The following is a 21642-nucleotide window of genomic DNA, read 5'->3' as shown; positions in this document are numbered from 1 at the left end:
CTCCCAGAACATGGCTCTCATCATTGGTGACATCCACGGCTGCATCGACCAATTCGATGCCCTATTAGAATTCGCCCCTTTGGAGGATGGCGATACCATCATCACGCTCGGTGACTACATTGACCGTGGTCGCGATAGCAAGGGCGTGATCCAACGCCTGATTGAGCTACAGGAACGCTTCAACATGGTCACCCTCAAAGGCAACCATGACAAATTCATGCTCGATGCGCGCTACTATGACAATGTCTATGACTTCTGGATGGATGAACGCGTCGGCGGCGCCGAGACCCTCGACTCCTATGGTGGTAGTCTCGACCACGTGCCCGATACTCACTGGCAATTCCTCGAGGAATGCATGCTCTACTACGAAATGGATGATTGGATCTGCGTCCACGGTGGGGTGCACCCAGATCTCCCAATGGTCGACCAACAAGCACAGATCTTGATGAACCTTCGCCTCAATGAAGCGCTCCCACATTACTCCGGTAAAAAAGTCATCTGCGGCCACACCCGCCAACTCAGTGGCATGCCACACTGGAAACCCGGCATCCTCTGCATCGACACCAATGTCTTTGACGGCGGGTACCTCAGCGGCTTCGACTCAGACAGCCAATTGATCTACCAAGTCAATGCTGAGGGCGAGCATCACCAGCGACATCTCGACGACATCATGGCCAGGTAAGCCCGTCACCCACCCCGCTCGCCTCCTCAATTCATCTGAGAAAAACGAATAGACGCGGACAAAAGAAGTCGTTACGCTAGCCACCCTTATGCTAGATGCGCGAGCATCGAAATCGCTTCCTTATGGCTACCGAAACGTCCATCACTCGACACATCATACTTCTGTGCAGCATCCTCAGTGCTACCAGTATCATGGCTGCGCCGATCACTCTTGATGACGTCTCAGCCACCCGCGTCGAAGACACCAATCGTGACGGCCGAGGCGATAGAATTATTCCTAGTTACCTCTTCCTCGGGAATGCCAAAACCCCGATGGATTTCCACCCCATTTTTGTCTTTCAAATGAAGGGCGCCGGCTCCGGCGCAGCCATAAGCGAGGCCAATTTCGCCGTCACCCAAACCGGTAACTTCGGCCCAGCCAAGTTCCCTGAAGTTGACCTCATCGCCCTGAGAGTCTCCGACCACCATGCCGTCCTGCTCAGCGACTACCACAGCACTGGCACCCCCATCATGAAAGGCTTCGCTGGCGAAAAGGGAGCCGGAGTGGAGCTCAAAACAATGGATAAAGCCGGCAGCAATGCCATGACGCGCTTCCTCCAACGCCACTGGAAAGAAGGCGCCTACCTCTTCCTCACGCTCCGCGGCGGCAGTGGCATCCAATTACCATACGACAACACCATCGCCAATGGTTATGGATTCGGCAATGTCGATGAAATTTGGAATGAACATTCTACAGATGCTCGCATCTCAATCACCACAAACCCCCAACACAAGCCCAAAAAAAATGCCACTACCCACGTGCTGCTCAAAGCAGCTGGCATGACCATACACTCAAAACGCCAATAGTAATCCAACGCCATCTACCGTCTTCATGAATTTACTCAGACCTGGGCTCACCGCCCTCGCCCTTCTATGTTTTAGCCCGCTACTAGGAGCCTCAAAAATCACCTTGGACGATGTGAATGCAGACCGTGTCGATGACATCAATCGCGACGGCATTGGCGACCGAGTCATTTCATCCTTTCTCGTTCTTGGCAATGCCAAGACTCCCATTGATTTCCACCCAGTCATCGTCTTTCAAATGACGGGAACCAAGGCACCATCATCGATACAGACAGCGCAGCTCTACGTGAACCAGGTCGACCAACATGGTCCCCCGCAGTTCAAGCAAGTCGATTTATTCGCGCTGAGAACTTCAGACTCCCCAGAGGTGCTGCCCTCCGACTACGAGCTCGAAGGCTCGCTCATCATGAAGCATTTTGCCGGCTTCATCAACTTCACCGCCAAAGGCTCGCGCGTGACTAGCACCCCGGGACAAGCAGCCCTAACACGCTACCTCCACCAACATTGGGAAGAAGGGAAATACATCTTTTTCACCTTGCGCGGCGGTACAGACGCCGTTCGCCCATACGCCAACGACAAGCTAAACGCCTATGGCTACGGCAACTCTACCAACGGTTGGACACCCAATTCTTGTGGAGCACAGCTCAGCATCTACATCAACCCTGAGTCCTCAAACTCCCTCAGTCATGCCCAGCCCGCCCCCACCACGCAGCCGATAACGCCCGCTCCCACTCCCAGCGCGCCTGCACCCACAAAAGCATTGGAAGAATCCAGCAAGACCCACTCACTACTCAAGCTGGGTGGCATGACCATTCATTCCAAACACTGAGTAAGCCCAAAGCTCTGGGCCATCGCCTGATGAGAAAAAATTCTGCTGACTTCCATCCTTCATGAGTAGCCTCAGTCAGCGTGGTTACAACCAGACTAACAGCGGGGTCTAGCATTTTCCATCGACTTATCGCAGGTTTTTCTTTAGCTCTGATTAATGTGTTCACCCGGCACATATCAAACAAACAACACACTACAAATCATGAACCTTAAACCAATTTTGGCTACTTGCTGCCTACTCCCTGCATGCCTTCAGCCATTACTCGCCGAGCAGATCCAGCTAGAAGACGTCAGCGCCTTACGCACTGAAGACCTCAATAGAGACGGCCAAGGCGACATCGTCGCAAACAACTACCTCTTCATTGGCAATGCCCAGATGTCTGTAGACTACCACCCTGTCTTTGTCTTCCAAATGCTAGGTAAAACTAACGGTGATGGGATCGCTGATGCCAGTTTCAGCATCACCCAACAAGGCAACGTTGGGCCTGCCACATTCAAACAAGTCGATCTCATTGCGCTGCGCACATCCCCCAGCATCGAAGTCATAGCGAGTGACTTCCATAGCGAGGGCACCATCATCATGCCTTACTTTGCAGGAGCCAATGGCACGCCTGTAGGCTTACGCGTCACCGATTCCCGCGCCAATCAAACACTCGCCTCCTATCTCAACCAACATTGGCACGAAGGCTCATACCTGTTCTTCACTCTCAGAAGCACTGCCAAGAAGCCCCCATTCTTCGATCCCGCCGAGCTCAATGGATACACCTACGGCAACTCTAGCATCCAGTGGGGACCCAAATCCTGCGACGCCACACTCAGTGTCACCACCAGCTCTGACATCGCTCCCACAAGTTCAGAGATCGATGACCCCGTGTTACTCAAAATCTCAAATTTGAAGATTCACACTCAATAGTAACACTTTAACACTCGATCTACACAAGTAGGCTTGTGCACATTGAGATCTAAACACACTCAATCGTACCAACTAATCTCACATTATTCACAACAATAACCATAACTCATTCATGTAGAGCTAATTATGGCAAGTTTACTCCAACTTAAGAATATCCAATTTTAATTGATCTCTCATATTCATTTAGTTACCAGAGTGATACGAGGACATTCCATTCCTCATTATCACAACAAATAACTCCAATCACTACATGAATAAACAATCAATTAGCACCATCGGCGCCGTACTATTCGGACTTTGCAGCGCAAGCCAATCTGCAACTATTCTTAGTATGACCAACTCTAACATCTTCGACCTCGACCAAGATGGTCTTGGTGACTTTGTGAATGGTAGCGGTAGTTTCGTTGGTCGCTACGACGCACTTGGCGGAGCAACCACAGAGTGGTCTTTCCACCAAGCATATGCTTTCCAAATGACGGGAGCCAGCAATGGATCCGACATCACCGATGTAGCTTTCACCTCAGACATGTTCGCGAGCTCGATCGGTGCAGGTGATGCACCACAGTTCACCAATGTCGAATTGGTTGCACTCGGCACAAACACAACCGTGACCTTCGACGGGAGCCAATTCCACGCCACTGGCACGATGATCATGTCAAACTTTGGCGACGGGGTGAATGGAGCAAAATCTTTGGACGCCTCAGCGGAGTCTACCATGCTCACCTACCTCCAAAACAATTGGTCAGAAGACGACTACGTTTACTTTATCCTGCGAAAGAATGGCTCCACAAGCTACGCAGACCCTACTTATGTTGACCCAGGAAACGGATCAGGAACCAACGGCTACAACTTTATCAACGTCGCGCTCGAAGTCACAGCGGTGCCGGAGCCTAGCTCCACCGCACTCCTCGGACTCGCTGGCGTTGCCTTCCTCGTGCGCCGCAAGCGCTAAGCAGTCATTTTACCCTGCAAGGTAGGGGTTAATAGGTGAAGCCACTCGGGATTGGATATTCCTGAGTGGCTTTTTGTTCGCTGCTTCTCGCTCTAGCGAGCTGCAGCGCCCCCCAGAATCAGTCAAACACCCTATATTAAAAAGAAATCAACAGTAGTGTATTTACTTGAGTAATTATGGACACTGTGCATATTGAGGGCGCAGCGAGAAGCTGTAATACAACTAACAACTCCAAACACTACATGAAATTAAAAAGATGCATCCTAGCAGTCATCCCAATGATCGCATTGATTGGGCATATTCAGGCAGCGACTCTCAACCTCGATGATGTGAACGCAGCTCGCACAGATGATACTGATCGAAGCGGCACTGGCGACACCACCATTGATACTTTCCTCTTCTTGGGCAGCAATGGAACCGTTGACTTTCACCCAGTCATCGCATTCCAAATGAATGGCGCTGGGACTGGCGCTAGCATCACAGACGCAGACTTTTCAGTCACCCAGACCAACTTCTCACCTACCTTTAACTTGGTAGACCTCGTGGTCATCCGCACCTCTTCCACATCAGACATCGTAGCCAGTGACTATGAAGCAACTGGTACCAGCATCATGACAGGATTCGCTGGCGGATCCGCAGGTGCTAAAAGCCTCGATGCGGGTGGCCAGGCAGCTCTAGTCTCCTACCTTCAAACTAACTGGTCCGAAGGCGACTACGTTTTCCTTGGTCTACGCGGTGGCTCAGATTCCACCCGCCCATACACAGCCACAGCAAATGATGGCTACATTTATGGTAACGCATCAGGAGGTTGGACAGCTGGCTCTACAGACGCACAACTTACCGTCACCACTGCTGCCGTGCCAGAACCAACAGCTACCGCACTTCTCGGACTTGGAGGTCTAACCTTCCTCGTGCGCCGCAAGCGCTAAGTAATAATTCTTCCTGCAAGTCAGGGGTAAATGGGTGAAGCCACTCGGGAATACACATTCCTGAGTGGCTTTTTTGTTGCGCGATCCTCGCTACTCCCCACTCTGGCTGGCGGCAAATGCCTCCATCCCAACACAGGAGCAAACCAAGTTGCGGTCGCCGTACACATTGTCGATGCGCCCCACATGAGGCCAGAACTTATGCTCGCGCAGCGCCGCCATCGGATACGCTGCCTTCTCACGTGAGTAGCGATAAGGCCAAGCATCAGAGCTCACAAGCTCGGCAGTATGCGGTGCGTGCTTGAGCACGTTATCCTCGGCATCTGCTTGGCCCTGAATGATCTCCTGAATCTCACCATGAATCGAAATCAACGCATCACAGAATCGATCAATCTCCCGTTTGGACTCTGACTCTGTAGGCTCAATCATCAAGGTGCCAGCCACCGGCCATGACATCGTAGGCGCGTGAAATCCATAATCAATCAGTCGCTTGGCCACATCTTCCACGCTGATACCAGCAGCCTCGCTCAAGGGCCGAATGTCGATGATGCACTCGTGCGCCACCAATCCACGATTCCCAGTGTACAAGATAGGGAAATGCTCGCGCAGGCGTAGTGCCATATAATTCGCATTCAGAATCGCGATCTTGCTTGCTTCACTGAGCCCCTCAGCCCCCATCATCACAATGTACATCCAGGAAATCACATTGATCGAAGCAGAGCCATATGCCGCGGCACACACCGCCCCATCGCGCGGCTCCATCCGGTGATGACCAGGTAGGAATGGCACCAGTTGCTCAGCCACACCTATCGGACCCACGCCAGGCCCGCCACCACCGTGCGGGATACAAAAAGTCTTATGCAGGTTGAGGTGGCAAACGTCCGCCCCAATCGTACCCGGACTCGTCAAGCCGACTTGCGCATTCATATTCGCGCCATCCATATACACCTGCCCCCCCAGCGAGTGGATCGTCTCACAAATATCTTTAATCGTCGCCTCATACACGCCATGCGTCGATGGATAGGTCACCATCAAACAAGCTAACATTGCACCAGAAGCTTCCGCCTTCGCCTTCAAATCAGCCACATCGATGTTGCCCTCTTCATCACAAGCCACAGGCACCACCTTGAAGCCAGCCATCACCGCAGATGCTGGATTGGTACCGTGCGCCGAGGTAGGAATCAAACAATCCAAACGCTGCGCGTCGCCGCGGGATTGATGGTAGCGGCGGATCGCCAAAAGCCCAGCATACTCACCTTGCGAACCAGCATTCGGCTGCAGCGAAACTGCTGCAAAGCCAGTGATCTCAGCCAGCCATTCCGATAGGCTGTCCAACATGTCCAGGTACCCATGGGTTTGATCCTCCGGAGCGAATGGATGCATGTCCGCCACTTCTGGCCAGGTCAATGGCATCATCTCGGCACTCGCATTCAACTTCATCGTGCAGGACCCCAAGGGAATCATGGACTCGTTCAAGGCCAAGTCACGCTTCTCCAAACGCGCCAAAAAACGCAGCATCTCAGTCTCCGAATGGTAACAATGAAAGACTGGATCAGTGCAGAAATCACTGCGGCGCTCACACACTTCATCCCACGCTAGAGCTTCTTCAGGCGGCATCACTGGCTCATCGACGCCAAAGATCGCTAATAGCCCCATCACATCATCCTTGCTCGTGCACTCATCAAAACTCAATCCCAAGCAATCCGGCCCCATCCGTCGCAAGTTAAATCCAGCCGCCAATGCCTGCTCCACCAAATCCTCTGCCTGCCCAGGTGCCTCAAGCGTTAGCGTGTCAAAAAAGCTCTCATTCACCAATCGATACCCATGAGCAGCAACCGAACTCGCAAACACCAATGTCATGTAATGCACATTATAGGCAATATTGCGCAGGCCATTCGGGCCGTGATAGATCGCATACATCGATGCCATCACCGCCAGTAAAACCTGCGCGGTGCAGATATTAGAAGTCGCTTTGTCGCGGCGAATGTGTTGCTCGCGTGTCTGCATGGCAAGGCGGTAAGCCTTCTTCCCTTGCGCGTCCACCGAGAGCCCGACCACCCTGCCTGGGAGCTTACGCTTCAGAGCGTCTGTACAGGCAATGTATGCGGCGTGTGGCCCACCAAAACCGAGTGGCACGCCAAAGCGCTGGGTGCTCCCCACCGCGATATCCGCACCAAACTCCCCCGGTGGAGTCAGCACCGTAAGAGCAAGAATGTCAGCCGCCACGATCGCCTTGGCCTTCGCCGCATGCACTTGTTGATGAAAGGCAGCGTAATCCTCCACGCTACCATCCGCATCCGGGTACTGCACCAAGGTCGCGATCAAGCCATCGATCGCGCTGGGATCCACACTCTTCCAGTCCCCCACCAACACTTCAATACCCAGTGGCTCGCAGCGGTTTTTCACCACATCAATCGTCTGCACAAAGACCTTGTCTGACACAAACACCGTGGTGCCTCGTGGTTTTGAGGACCGAGCAAGAGCCACGGCCTCAGCCGCCGCAGTCGCCTCGTCAAGCAAGGATGAATTCGCAATATCTAAGCCGGTCAACTCCGTCACCATCGACTGAAAATGAAACAAAGCCTCGAGCCTCCCTTGGGCAATCTCCGCCTGATATGGCGTGTACGCCGTGTACCACCCTGGATTTTCTAAAACATTCCGTTGAATCACAGCTGGTACCTTGGTGCCATAGTATCCCTGCCCGATCATCGGCTTCACCAGCTCATTTTGAGCCATCAACATCTTCAACAAGTCCAGCGCATCCGTCTCACTCATCGCGGCCGGCAAATGCATCTGCCGATCATCCCTGATTTCCGCAGGAACTGCATCCTCGATCAACTCCACAATGCGCTCGTAGCCCAGCGCCTCAATCATCTCCTGACGGGTCTCGTCGTGCACCCCGACATGGCGGCTACAAAAGTCGTTCAATTCAGACATATTCGTTTGTTGTAATCTTGCTCTAGCAGATAAAAGCACCACCCACGATCCCATGCCTCAACATGGCATCCATCACTTGGTGGAGCAGGCCCCTAGCCCAGGCAGCCTAAGCGCTTGTCAGCTCAGCATAGCCACTAGCATCCATCAGGCCATCGTAGGCACTAACATCACTAAGCTTGATCTTAAAGATCCAGCCAGCACCATGCGGGTCCGTATTCACTAGTGCGGGGTCCGCCTCCAGCTCTTCATTCACCTCCACAATTTCCCCAGCGAGAGGCGCGTAAATGTCTGAGGCAGCCTTCACCGACTCGACCACAGCCACCGGGTCACCTTCAGCACAATCCCGTGCCAGCTCAGGCAGCTCGACAAATACGATGTCGGTAAGCTCATCTTGGGCATGGTGGGTGATGCCAACCGTGGCCACTCCATCTTCCAGATGAACCCATTCATGGTCAGAGGTGTAACGAAATTTGTCAGGGATACTCATAGTAATCAATTAGAATATGTTAGGGCATGAGTGGTACTCAGCACTAGCAAGTTAGCAGACCTAACACATGTTGAGAATCATTGTTTTCACCAAATGCAACGCGCGGAGACTATGCCCTATGACTGCGGCCGATAGAACGGTTTTTTCACGACTTCTGCGGGATACCGTCGGCCGCGCACATCCACATCCACTAGCGTGCCCGGCGCACCGTACTTGGCCGGCAGGTAGGCCATCGCGATCCCCTGCTTCAGCGTGGGAGACATCGCCCCACTACTCAGCACACCGAGCTGCTCGCCCTCCTGAGTGTGGACTGAGTACTGGGCTCGCGGGGGTGGTCCCTTGCCCACATACTGTAGCGCCACGAGCCGTTTATCGAGCCCCAGCGCCTTCTGTTGCCGCAGCACTTCCACCCCAATAAAATCTGTTTCCAAGGCGCAGAAGAACCCAAGCCCCGCCTGCAAGGGGCTGCGTTCCTGATTCAAATCATTGCCATTCAAGGGATAGCACAGCTCCAGACGCAAGGTATCCCGAGCCCCCAAGCCACATGGCTTTGCCCCCGCATCAATGAATCTCTGGAACAACGCCTCCCCCTCACTAGCAGGGCAAAATAACTCAAACCCATCCTCTCCAGTGTAGCCTGTACGGCACACCATCACCTTGCCTGACGACTCCCCCCAGGACTCAATCCCATTGCGTTCAGGCAATCTGCGCTCGCCCAGCACCTTGTAGTAGAGGGCGGAGCTCTCCGGCCCCTGCACCGCCATGCCAGCCCACGACTCACTCTCATCACTCAGGGTCAAACCCGGCTTCAAATGCCTCTGCAACCACTCCATATCTTCCTCAAGCTTCGAGGCATTCACCACCAAAAACACATCGCCTTCCGCCACCCGATACAGGATCAAATCATCGATCACACCACCCGCCTCATTCAGCAGAAAAGTATACTGGGCCTGCCCCACAGCAAGCGCCTCCACATCATTACTAAGCATGCCATTGAGCCATTGTTCAGCCCCAGCACCACGCACGAACACCTGTCCCATGTGCGAGATATCAAAGACCCCAGCAGCCTCGCGCACCGCCAGGTGCTCATCCATGATGCTGCTATATTGCACCGGCATATTCCACCCCGCAAAGGGCACCATTTTCGCCCCCAAAGCTTGATGTGATGCCTCTAACGGAGAGTGCTGCAAACTAGTTTCTGACATATAGCAGAATATGCGTACCCTCGCAGCAGATGTCAATCTGAAGACAGCAGATGACGCAGCACGCTAATGGGTAAAGCGAGTGATCGCATGCCAACATCACAAGACAGCAATCACAACCATCGCCAAAGGCGATGTGATCCTCTTTGACGGGGCTGCTATGCCCATCGCCACTGACGACGTAATCGTGCTACGACTACATCAATTCTTGGGCCTTCTCCCAATCCTCCTCACTCAGACAACATGGATCCGCAGCCACCCAATGGTCGGGTGCGATCTCCACCAAGGCCAGATCCATGCCAATGGTCTCCTCGTAGCGTGGATGCTTGATCCGGTGACCAAATGCCGAGCCCGCTGGCGGGTCAATCGGCGATGGCACCTCGCCCTCTAACTTGATCCGCTGCCCTTGGCGCTCAGGGTCCGTCTGAGGAATCGCCGAGAGCAAGGCCTTGGTGTACGCATGCTTCGGATTCTTGTAAATTTCCTCAGAACTTGCGACCTCCACAATCTTACCCAAATACATCACGGCCACACGGTCCGAGATATGCTTCACCACCGCCAAATCGTGCGCAATGAAGAGATACGCTAGATCTAACTTTTCCTGAAGCTCGACTAGCAGGTTGAGCACCTGGCTCTGCACCGAGACATCCAATGCCGACACCGGCTCGTCCAACACGATCAAGCGTGGGTTCAGCGCAATCGCACGCGCCACGCCCACACGTTGGCGTTGCCCGCCAGAGAGCTCGCTCGGGTACTTATCCACCGATGACGCTGGCAGCCCCACCGCTTCTACCAGCTCGCGCACCTTAGCATCGCGATCCGCCACCGAACCCAGCTTCTGAATATCTAATGGCTCACGAATCACCTGAGCTACCGAAAAACGCGAGTTCAGCGACTCTGCAGGATCCTGAAACATCATCTGAAATCCCTGGCGCAGCGGCCGCAGCGAACCTTGCCCCAACTTGGTAATATCCTGCCCGTCAAACACCACCTTGCCAGCGCTCGGGTCGTAGAGCCTCACAATCGCTTTACCCAGCGTGCTCTTGCCGCAGCCTGATTCCCCCACCAAGCCCAAGGTCTCGCCGGGACGGATGAAGAAGCTCACGCCATCCACCGCCTTCACCAGCCCGCGCTGGCGCATCAGCACCCCACCCTTCACGGGAAAGTGCATCTTCAAATTCTCAACTTCTAGCAATTTAGACATGGTCACTCACTTCCCTTCTCGTGGCACTGTGGACAATCCTCAACCCAGTGCCCAGCACTTAGCTCCACCATCGGAGGACGCTCAGGGCTCTGGTTCTCACGGCCGAGTCGCTGACAGAATCGACAACCACTCACAAAATCATCAATCGCCGCCACGGTCCCGGGGATCGTTGGCAGCACCGACTTCCCTGGATGGTCCAAACTCGGAATCGATGCCAGCAAAGCCTTGGTGTAGGCATGTCTAGGCTCCTTAAATAGATCGCGCACCGCGCCACGTTCCACCACGCGCCCCGCATACATCACCACCACCTCATCACAGGTCTCGGCAATCACCCCTAGATCGTGGGTGATCATGATCACCGCCATCCCGTGCTCAGCCTGCAAGGACTTGATCAAATCCAGAATCTCCGCCTGCACCGTCACGTCCAATGCGGTCGTCGGCTCATCCGCAATCAACAAATCCGGCTGGGCAACCAACGCCATCGCGATCACCACACGCTGCCGCATCCCACCTGACAATTGGTGCGGGTATTCATTGGCACGTTGCTCAGGTGCGGGAATCCCAACAGATCCTAACATCTCAACCGAAGCGTCCCAGGCCTCCGCCTTGGTCATCTTGGTGTGTAGTAGGAGCACCTCAGAAATTTGCTTACCGATTTTGTGCACCGGGTTCAGCGCGGTCATTGGCTCTTGGAAAATGTAGCTCACCTCCGCACCGCGCACCTTGTAGAGTTCTTTATTGCTCAGGCCGCGTAGGTCGCGCCCCTTGAACACCACCTCGCCCTGGGCCACGCGGCCCATCGGCTTGGGTAGAAGATCCACCACCGACATCGCCGTCACCGACTTGCCACAGCCGGATTCGCCCACGATTCCAAGTGTCTTGCCAGGTGCCACACTCAGGCTCACGCCATCCACCGCACGCACCCATCCCTGGGGGCTCTCAAATTCCACCGCCAAATCCCGCACTTCCAGGATCGCGTCCTTGTTCAAATCACTCATCGGCACCTTCCTCTCTAGCAGCTTCATCGCGCACAATCCCATTGCGGTAGCGATCAAAGACATGGATTTGCTCAGGGAACACCTGCCCCGTGCGCTTCGCCTTCAGCGTCTCTTGTTTCACCGAGTCGTCGATCCAATAATAGTACGACTCCAGCGGGTCATAGGTCTTCGGGTCTGCAAATTCCATCCACTCGGAGTTCGGCCACTGCAGCCATCGCCAGTAGGCGACGCGACGGTAGGGGCTCACATAGGTCGGCACAAACAAGACCTCGTCGTGCACAATCTGCTGCGCCTCTAGCGCGGCCTCACGCAGCTCATCCTCCGTGCGGGCATTGCGCACCGTCATGCTCACATGATCCATGCGTGGGTCTGCATAGCTATTCAAATTATTCGTCTGCGCCCGTGGCTTACCATCGTCACCAAAGGCATTGCTCGAGTGAAAAAATTGGTGGTAGCGCGGGAAGGGCGGGGTCACCCCCCAACCACCAAAGTTCACCATATGCAGCTTCTCCATCGTCTTCTTGTACGACAGCGTGGCCTCCTGACCATCCAAGACCAAATCCAAGCCACACTTGTGCGCCTCTTCTCTAAAGATCGCCATCATCTTGGGCAAGAATGCCACATTCGGGAATGTCACCTCAATCTCCAGCCGCTCACCCGCCGCATTGCGCAGAATGCCATCGCTCCCCGCCGTGGTGTAGCCCGCCTGCGCAAAGTGCTCGCGCGCCTTGCCGATCGAAAACCTACGCGCTCGGATCGCGTCATTGGTAAAGCTCCCATACCCTTCGCTAAAGCTCTCCAGTCGATCGTAATCCCCGCGAAACAAGGCATCGATCACCTTCTGCACATGCATCGCATAGGCAAAGCCAACACGCACATCCAGGTCGTCCAGTGGCGCCTTGATCACATTCAGGTAGAACCCCCGAGGCACGCGCGGGTAGATGTTATAAAACGTCGCCTTCTCGATGTACCCCTGAAATACCGGCTCAATCTCAGTCTTCTCATACCACAGCTCAGGCTGCGAAACCGGGTAGTAATCCAACTTCCCGACTCGAAACAACTCAAAGGATTTGGAGTCATCCTGAATCACATGATAGATGATGTAATCGACGTTGTAGCCATACTTCAGCTGCGGGAGATCCTTCGCCCACCAGTCCTTCACCCGGCTCAGCTTGATCGAACGTCCCTTTTGAATGTCACCCTCGCGCACCGTGTAAGCGCCCGTCGTAGGCTCCACCCGCCATTGATAGCGCTGCACAAAGTCTGGACCGTATTCCTGGTAGAAATGCGAAGGCGCCGGCGACACCGAGGCAAACAAAGGCATCAACGGCTTCGCCTCAGGCAAGGTCACCGACAAGGCGTGATCCCCGTAGCTTGTGAAATTTGCATATTGCTCGCGCAGGTAGCTCTTAAAGAAAGGCGCCTTCACATTGTCCGATAGACGCAGGTAGGAAAACACCAGGTAATCGCGAGCCACCACCGGCACACCGTCAGAGTAGGTCGCTTCCTTGCGCAGCTTGTAGTACACCGTGCGCCCGTCCTCAGAGATCGCCCAGGACTCCGCCAAGATACCAAAAAACTCTTCGGTGATCGGGTGACGCCCAACCAGCCCCATGCCAATGTTGTCGTAGAGCTCGCCGCGAAATGAATGGTTCGCATTCTTGCCAAAGCGTCGCACCGTCGCCGGAAAACTGCGGATGTCACGGTTCAGCGTGCCACCTTTGATCGCCCGCGGATCCCCCATCTCGGGCACCCCCTTGCCATCTTGCCAGTCCAGCCCCTGCGGCAGATCAGCCTCAGACTTCACCGAGAAGTATTCACCAATCTCCTGGCGAAACTCAAGTTTCGCCAGCTCGCGCTCCACCGACTCAAGCTCGCCCTGCAGCCTAGTCTGCACCGCGTCATCGCTGGCGTCGTTCAGTTCCTGTTGCAGCGCTTGCTTGCGTTGCTCTGACTGCGTCACCTGCTCCACCAGCCATTCTTCAATGTATTGATTGTAGCGTGGCATCCAGTCCTCAAAGCCGAGCGTGTAAGCGGATGCATCCGCCTCATCCCGCTGACACCCGACCAATGCCACCGAGCCCAGCGCCACCAGCACGAGCACGACGCGTGAGCACCAGCCTCGCAGCCGTGCAGTGACACCATCCATCGCATTGCTCATCGCTCTCATCATTTGTACAAGGTAAATTTCTTAGGGTCATAGGCTTCACGCACCGCCTCACCGACAAAGGTCACCAACACCAAAGTCAGCACCAAGGTCACGAACGCCGAGCTCACAATCCATGGCGACGATAGCTTCGTCAGTCCGTCATTCAACAAGCGCCCCCAAGTCGCATAACTCTCGGGCAATCCAAATCCTAAATAATCCAGTGAGGTCAGTGACAACACAATCCCCGAAACACTGAACGGAATCAAGGTCACCAAGATCGATACCGTGTTCGGCAGGATGTGCACGAACACCACACGCCATGTCGACGCCCCCGACACCCGCGCCGCCGCCACATAATCACGCGCTTTTTCCTTCAGCGCCGCCGTGCGCATCAGACTCGTCATCCCCATCCAGCCAAACAACACCAAGATGAACAAAATAATGCCTAGCCCCTTCATTTTCACCGGCACCATGCTGCTGAAAATAATCACCACAAACAGAAAGGGAATGTTCGAAAACACCTCGATCAATCGCTGCACCAACAAATCAAAACTCCCGCCGTACAGCCCCATCAACAAACCAACCGTCACCCCAATCACATAGACGATCGGCACGTATATCAATACCGCCTTGATATTCACCTGCAGCCCACCATACAGGTACGCCACAATGTCATTGCCACTCGAGTTGGTCCCTAGGTAGTGCCCCGCAGCTGCCAAGGGCGGCGCCGGGTTGTAGTAAATCTTGCGAAATTGTTGGTCGCTCAGCGCCATGAACGCCTCCAGCCCAGCATCCCCATAGTCCAGTTCGTAGCGCACCAGCTCGCCATCCACATAGTTCCCGGAAAAACAACGCTTGCCCTCGGGGTCACGCCCCTCGGCCTCCCCTTGTCGTAGCCCGTCGCGGTAGCGAAAGCGCACATGCTCGCGGCTCGCATCCCCCGCGTACACAAACGAGGCCAAGCCATCGTAACGCCCCCCGTGAGGCCCCATCAGCCTGCCATCGCGCAGCTCCAGATCCACCATGTTATGCGTCACCGTATCCCCAGTAGAATCGAAGGGCACCAGCGGCATCAAGAGCCAGTTGTTGCTCCCTTCAAAACGCTTTCGCAGCGCCCGGTAGTCAGCCTCAGCCGCCGCACGATCGCCCTCCACACCAAAGTCGGCACCCGTGTAAATCCGCCGTTCAAAGGCTGGAAAACTCCAGGCTCCCTCGTACTGCGCCACCAAAGGGCGCTTGCCCACCACCGCCTGATCCAGCCCCGCGATCAACATGATCCCTAGCAACACAATCAATGACCAATAGCCACGACGCACCGACCTAAATCGCTCCCAGCGTCGCTGCGTCAGCGGAGGCATCACTGCGCCCGCTGGATAGCGGCGCATCAAACACAAACCCAACACCGCCAACACCACGTAAAACACCCAGCCAAACCACAGAAAATGCCCGTCCACCAACAAAAAGTCAGGCAGCCCCGGCGCCTCAGCAGAAAGCATGGGCATCTCGCGCGCCGTGTTGAACGGCCAACGCAGGGTCGGCAGCTGCAGCGCAAGCATCTCCCCCACACTGCCAATCACCGACGCAGCCAAAGCCGCTATTCCAAATTGCCTCAACATCCCTCGCCTACGTAAATTTAATCCTCGGATCCACCATCGCCACAATGATGTCTGATAAAATATTCCCCAACAGCATCAAAAACGCGCTAATCGTTAGGGTGCCCAATATCACGTTGTAATCTTTATCCGCGATCGCCTGAAACTGCAACATGCCAAAGCCCTGAATATCAAACACCTTCTCCACCAGCATGCTCCCACCCACAAACAAGGTGATCAAGCTCCCCAGCGAGGTCGCGATCGGGATGAAGGAATTGCGAAACGCATGCCCCAGCACCGCGCGCTGAAAGCTCACACCCTTCGCCATCGCCGTACGCACATAGTCCGCCGATAGATTGTCCATCAGGTTGTTCTTCATCATCATTGTCAGCATCGCAAAGCCACTGATCACATAACACAGCAATGGCAATACCGTGTGCCAGGCCAGGTCCTTCACCTGCCCCCAAAAACTCAACTCAGCAAACTCAGGACTCGTCAGCCCCGATAGCGGGAACAACTCCATCCGCGCACCCAAATACACCAACAACACCGCCCCCAAAGCAAACCCAGGGATCGAATAACCAATGAAAATCACAATCGATGACACATTATCAAAGAATGATCGATGCCCAATCGCCTTCGCCACCCCCAGTGGGATACACACCCCGTAAATAATCAGCGTCGATAACACACCAAAATACAAGGCGATCGGCACCCGCTCGATCACCATATCAATCACCCGATCACCGTAGCGATCAGAGCGCCCCAAATCACCCTGCACAATCCCAGAAAATTCCTCGCGATACACCAAGGCTCGGTAGCGATACCCCTGCGCATCCGCCTCAGTCGCCTCCCTGCCAGCACGCCGCGCCTTGCGCTCGCCTCGGTCAGCCGGCGATTCTATCCGCGCCACCCAGCCGTCATCCGTGATCGGCTCGCCACTATCCACATAGACCGCATGCCGCACAACGCCTCCATCACGGCTCACTTCCACCTCTCTACCAGAACCTAACAACACAAGCTTCGTCGTCTGATGCGGGTCGCTTTCGCCCGCTGCCAGCGTCTGCTTGGGCTCCGAAGCGAACTCGCGCTTCACCTTCAGCGTCTCCTGCGGCATCAGCCCGAGCCACTGCAGGTAGGCCACCGGAATCGGCTGGTCCCAGTTGTACTGCTCCTCCAGCGCCTCAATCTGCTCCTCATTCAGCGAGCCACTGCCCTTATTGTCCTGCGAGGCACTCGAGCCCTCAGCCGCCGCAGACATCTCCTGCAGCGCCCGATCCATCGGGCCACCAGGCACAAAACGCGTCACTGTAAACACCATCACCGTGATCCCTAACAAGGTAGGAAACATCAGTAAAAAACGTCGAATGAAGTAAGCTTGCATAAATCGATCCACTCCGAGCCACCCCCGAAAAACGAGCAGGAATACCAAGAGCTCACTAAGGAGTAAGTCAGCACATTCCATAAATCAAGATCCCCATGAAGATTTTCTTCAGTAGCCGACATTCACCCTTCCCATCTCCCCTCAAAGCTGCAAAAACCAATCACTTCTCATTTCCACATCTACCATCTCACCATGTTCCCAGATACCAAGGCCACCATCCACACCCTCTCCAACGGACTCACCATCATCCTCGACTCCGACCCCGCCGCCCCCGTCATCTCCACCCAGGTATGGGTCAACACCGGCAGCATTCACGAAGGCCAATGGATGGGCGCAGGCATCTCACACCTGCTAGAACACATGGTCTTCAAAGGCACCGAATCCTTCACCAGCGAATCACTCTCACAAACCGTCCAGGCAGCTGGCGGCCAGTGGAATGCCTACACCACCTTCGACCGCACCGTCTACTACATCGACGGCCCCAAGGAATCCGCCAACACCTTCCTCAAAGCTGTCACCGAAATGGTCTTCAAACCAAGCTTCCCAATCGAGGAATTTGAAAAAGAAAAAGACGTCATCCGCCGCGAAATCGACATGGGTCTAGACAACCCAGACGGCCGCGCCTCGCGCCAGCTCTTCGCCACCGCACTCGCCAGCGACGGACGCGCCCAGCCGGTCATCGGCCACCTCGAACTCTTCAACCAAATCACCCACGCCGACATGGTAGCCTACCACAAGGCGCGCTACACCACCGACAACACCTTCCTCTCCATCGCTGGTGACTTTGACAAACAAGCCATCCTCGCAGAGCTCGAGTCCCTCGTCGGCAGCATCCCACGCAGCTTCACCCAGCAGGTCCAAGTCGACCACGAAGCCCCACAGCTGGGCAAGCGCACCCAGCGCGACACCTTCGCCGTGCCCGTCTCCAAGCTCACACTCGCCTGGCAGACCCCCGGCCTCAGCCACCCAGACGCCGCCGCGCTCGAGCTCCTCTCCACCATCCTCGGCGGCGGCAGATCATCCCGCCTCTATCAGAACCTCCGCGAGCAACGCGGCCTCTGCCAGGAAATCTCCTGCTGGGCTTGGATCACCCACCAGCCAGTCGGCCTCTTCAGCGTCTCAGCAGAAGTCCCACACCAACAACGTGACGAACTAACAGCCGCCATCAAGCAAGAGATCCAACAATTGTTAGCCTCACAGCTCGACACCGAACTCGCCAAGGCCAAGCGCAACTGCATGGTCGCCCAGTTCAAAACACTCACCACCGCCTCCGGCCGTGCCAGCGACCTCGCCAGCAACTGGCACGAAGCGCGCTCGCTCAACTTCACCAAAGACTTCATCAGCGCCGTCGACAAGGTCACTGAGGCCGACATCCGCCGCGTCTGCGAGCACTACCTCCTCAGCGACACCACCCTCACCGAGACCTCGCTCGACCCCCTCGACTCAGTAGAAGCCCAGGCCCAGAGCAGCACCCAGTCCCAAGACAAAGAAATCGTCAGCCACACCCTCAGCAACGGCCTGCAGCTGCACCTCTGCGCCGACTCCCGCATCCCCATGGTGTCGATCCAGGCGGCCAACCTCTCAGGCCTCAGCGTCGAGACCCCCGAAAGCGCTGGCATCAGCACCCTCCTTTCCTGCCTCCTCAGCAAGGGCACCACCTCGCGCACAGGCGCAGAAATCGCCACCCAGACCGAGGAACTCGGCGCCAAGATCGGCGCCGGAGCCGGCAACAACACCGGAGCCCTCGCCGCCAGCTGCCTCAGCTCAGACCTCGACAAAGTCCTCGAAATCTTCGCCGATTGCTACGCCAATCCAGTCTTCCACCAAGAACACATCGACTTCGAAAAACAATCCCTCCTCAGCTCCCTCCAAGAACAAAACGAAGACCCAGCCTCACTCGCCTTCAAGACCCTGCGCTCCAACATGTTCGGCAGCCACGGCTACGGCATCAACCAACTCGGCAGCGAGGAATCACTCGCCAAGATCGACCGCCTCGCCCTCACCGCGCACCACGCACTCTACTACACCGCGCACAACACCCAAATCGCCATCTTCGGCGACATCGACATCCCTGCCACCATCGCCATCGCCGAGAAACACCTCAGCCAGATCCGCGAGGGCGCGAAGATCGATGCACCCCAACAAACGCTAGCAGAACCTAGCAACAACACCCTGCACCTCGACAAGCAACAAGCGGTCCTCACCGTCGGCTACCCAGGCGCCTCAGTCCATAGCGACGATATCTTCGCCCTCGACCTCCTCCACAGCTGGTGCTCCGACATGGCAGGCCCACTCTTCACCAAGATCCGCGAAGAGCTCGGCCTCGCCTACTACTGCAGCGCCACCCAGTTCCACGGCCACAACACCGGCTTCTTCGGCTTCTACCTCGGCACCTCACCAGAGCAACTCGAGCTCGCACAGACCGAGCTCCTCAAAGCCATCGACCAGATCGCCAGCCACGGCATGGACCCAGAAACGCTCGACTCCGTCAAAAACTCCTGGCTCGCCAGCCAGTCCCTAGCCAATCAATCCAACGCCGCCATGGCCAAACTCTGCGCCGTCGATACTGTCATCGGCTTCAGCCCCACGCGCCACCGCCAAGCAGGTGAACACATCAAAGCCGTCACCACCGAACAAATCAAAGCAGCCGCTCACAAATACTTCGGCCAGCAACAAGCCACCATCGTCGTCGTCACCCCAGAAGCAGCCGAATAATCAGCCCCCACAAAGCCAAGGCCTTCTGCCCCCAGGCGGCCGCACTGCAACGGCATCTCAAGATCGTATGGCTACAGGTCCTAAATGGGACGATTAATTAAGTTTAACATCTAATATGTTAGAACGTAGATGTTGTTGTTGTTCTGAGGTAAGCGGTGGTTTCAGGCTTGGGGGCCTCGCCTGTTGGCTTACCGCCTTGCGGCGGCTGCACCCATACCCTCAAGCACTCGCACGCTCACTTGATGGCATGATTTGGCTTGATGGAATGGTGTCTTGTCTCTCCTACACTCGGTGCAATCTCACAAAACAGATCGCGTGGGCACAGGCCCTAAATGGGACGATTGATAAAGGTTAACACCTAATAAGTTAGAACGTAAATATTGTTGTTGTTCTGAGGTAAGCTGTGGTTTCAGACTTGGGAGCCTCGCCTGTTGGCTTACCGCCTTGCGGCGGCTGCGCCCATGCCCTCAAGCACTCGCACGCTCGCTTGATAGCCTGGTTTGGCTTGATGGCATGGTGTGTTGTCTCACCCAACCCGCCCGCACGATAACGCCCCCCAAGCAAATCGCCTGAGCCGCAGGCCTTGAATAATCAGCCACCCAGGGTAGGACGGTCTGTCGCCAGGCGGCCGCACCACAACGTCCTCCTAGCAAATCGCGTGGGACACAGGCCCTACACGCGATCAAATCACAGGCCCTACACGCGACGCATCGCCTCCAGCTCAGCCTTCACCATCTCCACCAGCCTGGGGGGCTCGATCACCTTCGCCACACGCCCCCAGCTGAGCACCAAGCTCAGCATCTCGCGCCAGTCGCGTAGGCGCATCCGCAGCTCCACCACTTGCCCGTAGTCATCCAGCACCCGCGTGCTTTGCGACGGATGCCACTGGCGCTCCTGCACCACGCGTGCCAGCCAGCCGCGACACTCGATCACCGCCTCTTCCTCCTCAGCTCCCGCCACCGGAGTGAAAGCACCCACCGCCCCGCCAAAGTAACGATCAATCGAAAAATCAGGGTCGCGCACAAAGCCCGCCCCAGCGTACTGCAGCCCAATAATCCGCTGCATCGCAAAGGTACGCATCCCCTCGCGCTCCCGGTCGTAGCCCACCATGTAGAAGCCCCCCTTCAGCTCCCCCACAAAGTACGGCTCCACCACGCGTTGCTCAGACTTCAGGCACTCCGGCTTGCGATAGCCAAAGCGCACCTGGTAGCACTCCAGCACCGCGCGCGACATCTTCTCAAACAAGGCAGGGTCCACCGGCACCTCACCACTCGGACGCACCGCAAACATCTCATCAAATTCCTGCCAGTTCAGGCGCAACTTCCCCTCGAACTGCCCCGCCAGCTTCTGAAACGAATGCTGCAGTACATCATTCAAGCGCGAATTCCCCTTCAAGGACTGGCTCGCCAGATACAAGGCAGCCAGATCCCCCACCTCCAGGTCAAACAAAGGCAAGTCCGAATGATTGTCCCCCAGCACATAGCCGTGCTGTGATGCCACATACTCGATATCAACCCCCAGCCGATCACGCATCGTGTCAAGGTCACGCCGCACCGTCTTCGCACTCACCTCGATCCGCTGTGCCATCGTGTTCGCATTCGGATAGCCCCCCTCCTTCAACATACTTAAAATCACCTGAAACCGCGCCAAGGCCGGCCTCCCCATACTTTGCACTCTCGCCATACACCATCCCATACCCGATCCCCCCACTCACCTCAACCCACAAATCACACAACTTATTAATTTATCTTAACCAATAATATTTCTGCAATCTAACTGAACAATCTTTGAGCCATACCCAGAGTTTGTCCCACCCCACCCGCTACATCTA

The 21642-nt window shown here is 55.6% G+C and carries 16 protein-coding genes; 7 read left to right on the top strand and 9 right to left on the bottom strand.

The genetic code is table 11. From position 1 onward, the window contains the following. Positions 1-10: 10 nt before the first annotated feature. From F454_RS0102635 to F454_RS0102610, 6 genes are all read left to right on the top strand, one after another. Entirely contained in the window at positions 11-682 is a 672-nt protein-coding gene (locus F454_RS0102635; protein WP_018969068.1) for a metallophosphoesterase family protein, read from the top strand. A 122-nt stretch (positions 683-804) separates the two neighbouring features. Next, positions 805-1527 (top strand): hypothetical protein, encoded by a 723-nt coding sequence (locus F454_RS0102630; RefSeq protein WP_033367176.1) that lies wholly within the window; start codon positions 805-807, stop codon positions 1525-1527. A 25-nt stretch (positions 1528-1552) separates the two neighbouring features. Continuing rightward, positions 1553-2353: a hypothetical protein gene (locus F454_RS0102625; protein ID WP_018969066.1), complete on the top strand. Its 801-nt coding sequence runs from the start codon at positions 1553-1555 to the stop codon at positions 2351-2353. 201 nt (positions 2354-2554) lie between these two features. Next, complete coding sequence (locus F454_RS0102620; RefSeq protein ID WP_018969065.1) at positions 2555-3265, top strand: hypothetical protein; 711 nt, start codon at positions 2555-2557, stop codon at positions 3263-3265. Between the two features lie 250 nt (positions 3266-3515). Continuing rightward, complete coding sequence (locus F454_RS0102615; RefSeq protein ID WP_083912862.1) at positions 3516-4217, top strand: PEP-CTERM sorting domain-containing protein; 702 nt, start codon at positions 3516-3518, stop codon at positions 4215-4217. A gap of 242 nt (positions 4218-4459) precedes the next feature. Beyond that, positions 4460-5146 carry a PEP-CTERM sorting domain-containing protein gene (locus F454_RS0102610; protein WP_169334303.1) on the top strand — a complete coding sequence of 229 codons (687 nt, stop codon included), beginning with the start codon at positions 4460-4462 and terminating at the stop codon, positions 5144-5146. Positions 5147-5236: 90 nt separating this feature from the next. Here F454_RS0102610 and gcvP read toward each other — a convergent pair whose 3' ends face one another. The 8 genes from gcvP to F454_RS0102570 all read right to left on the bottom strand — a co-directional run bounded on the left by gcvP (position 5237) and on the right by F454_RS0102570 (position 17177). Next, on the bottom strand, positions 5237-8080 hold the full coding sequence (gene gcvP / locus F454_RS0102605; RefSeq protein ID WP_018969062.1) for an aminomethyl-transferring glycine dehydrogenase: 2844 nt from the start codon (positions 8078-8080) through the stop codon (positions 5237-5239). 106 nt (positions 8081-8186) lie between these two features. Next, entirely contained in the window at positions 8187-8567 is a 381-nt protein-coding gene (gene gcvH / locus F454_RS0102600; protein ID WP_018969061.1) for a glycine cleavage system protein GcvH, read from the bottom strand. A 116-nt stretch (positions 8568-8683) separates the two neighbouring features. Then, positions 8684-9772, bottom strand: a complete 1089-nt coding sequence (gene gcvT / locus F454_RS0102595) for a glycine cleavage system aminomethyltransferase GcvT (RefSeq protein ID WP_018969060.1) — start codon at positions 9770-9772, stop codon at positions 8684-8686. Positions 9773-9965: 193 nt separating this feature from the next. Continuing rightward, positions 9966-10973: an ABC transporter ATP-binding protein gene (locus F454_RS0102590; protein ID WP_026292656.1), complete on the bottom strand. Its 1008-nt coding sequence runs from the start codon at positions 10971-10973 to the stop codon at positions 9966-9968. 2 nt (positions 10974-10975) lie between these two features. Further along, positions 10976-11971, bottom strand: a complete 996-nt coding sequence (locus tag F454_RS0102585) for an ABC transporter ATP-binding protein (RefSeq protein ID WP_018969058.1) — start codon at positions 11969-11971, stop codon at positions 10976-10978. After that, complete coding sequence (locus tag F454_RS13925) at positions 11964-14144, bottom strand: extracellular solute-binding protein (protein ID WP_018969057.1); 2181 nt, start codon at positions 14142-14144, stop codon at positions 11964-11966. The genes F454_RS0102585 and F454_RS13925 overlap by 8 nt, the downstream gene beginning before the upstream one ends. Continuing rightward, entirely contained in the window at positions 14141-15736 is a 1596-nt protein-coding gene (locus F454_RS15485; RefSeq protein ID WP_018969056.1) for an ABC transporter permease subunit, read from the bottom strand. The genes F454_RS13925 and F454_RS15485 overlap by 4 nt, the downstream gene beginning before the upstream one ends. A 7-nt stretch (positions 15737-15743) precedes the next feature. Beyond that, the gene (locus F454_RS0102570) at positions 15744-17177 is read right to left on the bottom strand and encodes an ABC transporter permease subunit (RefSeq protein WP_018969055.1); all 1434 of its coding nucleotides are present in this window, start codon (positions 17175-17177) and stop codon (positions 15744-15746) included. Between the two features lie 111 nt (positions 17178-17288). Between F454_RS0102570 and F454_RS13915 the strand changes: the two genes are divergently transcribed. Further along, complete coding sequence (locus F454_RS13915; RefSeq protein WP_018969054.1) at positions 17289-19811, top strand: M16 family metallopeptidase; 2523 nt, start codon at positions 17289-17291, stop codon at positions 19809-19811. Between the two features lie 696 nt (positions 19812-20507). Here F454_RS13915 and F454_RS0102560 read toward each other — a convergent pair. Further along, on the bottom strand, positions 20508-21476 hold the full coding sequence (locus tag F454_RS0102560; RefSeq protein ID WP_276199828.1) for a helix-turn-helix transcriptional regulator: 969 nt from the start codon (positions 21474-21476) through the stop codon (positions 20508-20510). Positions 21477-21642: the final 166 nt, after the last annotated feature.

The organism is Rubritalea marina DSM 17716 (assembly GCF_000378105.1).
Classification (GTDB): Bacteria; Verrucomicrobiota; Verrucomicrobiia; order Verrucomicrobiales; family Akkermansiaceae; genus Rubritalea; species Rubritalea marina.
This window is presented reverse-complemented; position numbering and strand designations above follow the sequence as displayed.

Bases quoted from the DNA above. Each gene is read 5' to 3' on its own strand.
- F454_RS0102635 (WP_018969068.1), top strand. From the start codon at position 11: ATGGCTCTCATCATTGGTGACATCCACGGCTGCATCGACCAATTCGAT.
- F454_RS0102630 (WP_033367176.1), top strand. From the start codon at position 805: ATGGCTACCGAAACGTCCATCACTCGACACATCATACTTCTGTGCAGC.
- F454_RS0102625 (WP_018969066.1), top strand. From the start codon at position 1,553: ATGAATTTACTCAGACCTGGGCTCACCGCCCTCGCCCTTCTATGTTTT.
- F454_RS0102620 (WP_018969065.1), top strand. From the start codon at position 2,555: ATGAACCTTAAACCAATTTTGGCTACTTGCTGCCTACTCCCTGCATGC.
- F454_RS0102615 (WP_083912862.1), top strand. From the start codon at position 3,516: ATGAATAAACAATCAATTAGCACCATCGGCGCCGTACTATTCGGACTT.
- F454_RS0102610 (WP_169334303.1), top strand. From the start codon at position 4,460: ATGAAATTAAAAAGATGCATCCTAGCAGTCATCCCAATGATCGCATTG.
- gcvP (WP_018969062.1), bottom strand. From the start codon at position 8,080: ATGTCTGAATTGAACGACTTTTGTAGCCGCCATGTCGGGGTGCACGAC.
- gcvH (WP_018969061.1), bottom strand. From the start codon at position 8,567: ATGAGTATCCCTGACAAATTTCGTTACACCTCTGACCATGAATGGGTT.
- gcvT (WP_018969060.1), bottom strand. From the start codon at position 9,772: ATGTCAGAAACTAGTTTGCAGCACTCTCCGTTAGAGGCATCACATCAA.
- F454_RS0102590 (WP_026292656.1), bottom strand. From the start codon at position 10,973: ATGTCTAAATTGCTAGAAGTTGAGAATTTGAAGATGCACTTTCCCGTG.
- F454_RS0102585 (WP_018969058.1), bottom strand. From the start codon at position 11,971: ATGAGTGATTTGAACAAGGACGCGATCCTGGAAGTGCGGGATTTGGCG.
- F454_RS13925 (WP_018969057.1), bottom strand. From the start codon at position 14,144: ATGATGAGAGCGATGAGCAATGCGATGGATGGTGTCACTGCACGGCTG.
- F454_RS15485 (WP_018969056.1), bottom strand. From the start codon at position 15,736: ATGTTGAGGCAATTTGGAATAGCGGCTTTGGCTGCGTCGGTGATTGGC.
- F454_RS0102570 (WP_018969055.1), bottom strand. From the start codon at position 17,177: ATGGAATGTGCTGACTTACTCCTTAGTGAGCTCTTGGTATTCCTGCTC.
- F454_RS13915 (WP_018969054.1), top strand. From the start codon at position 17,289: ATGTTCCCAGATACCAAGGCCACCATCCACACCCTCTCCAACGGACTC.
- F454_RS0102560 (WP_276199828.1), bottom strand. From the start codon at position 21,476: ATGGGGAGGCCGGCCTTGGCGCGGTTTCAGGTGATTTTAAGTATGTTG.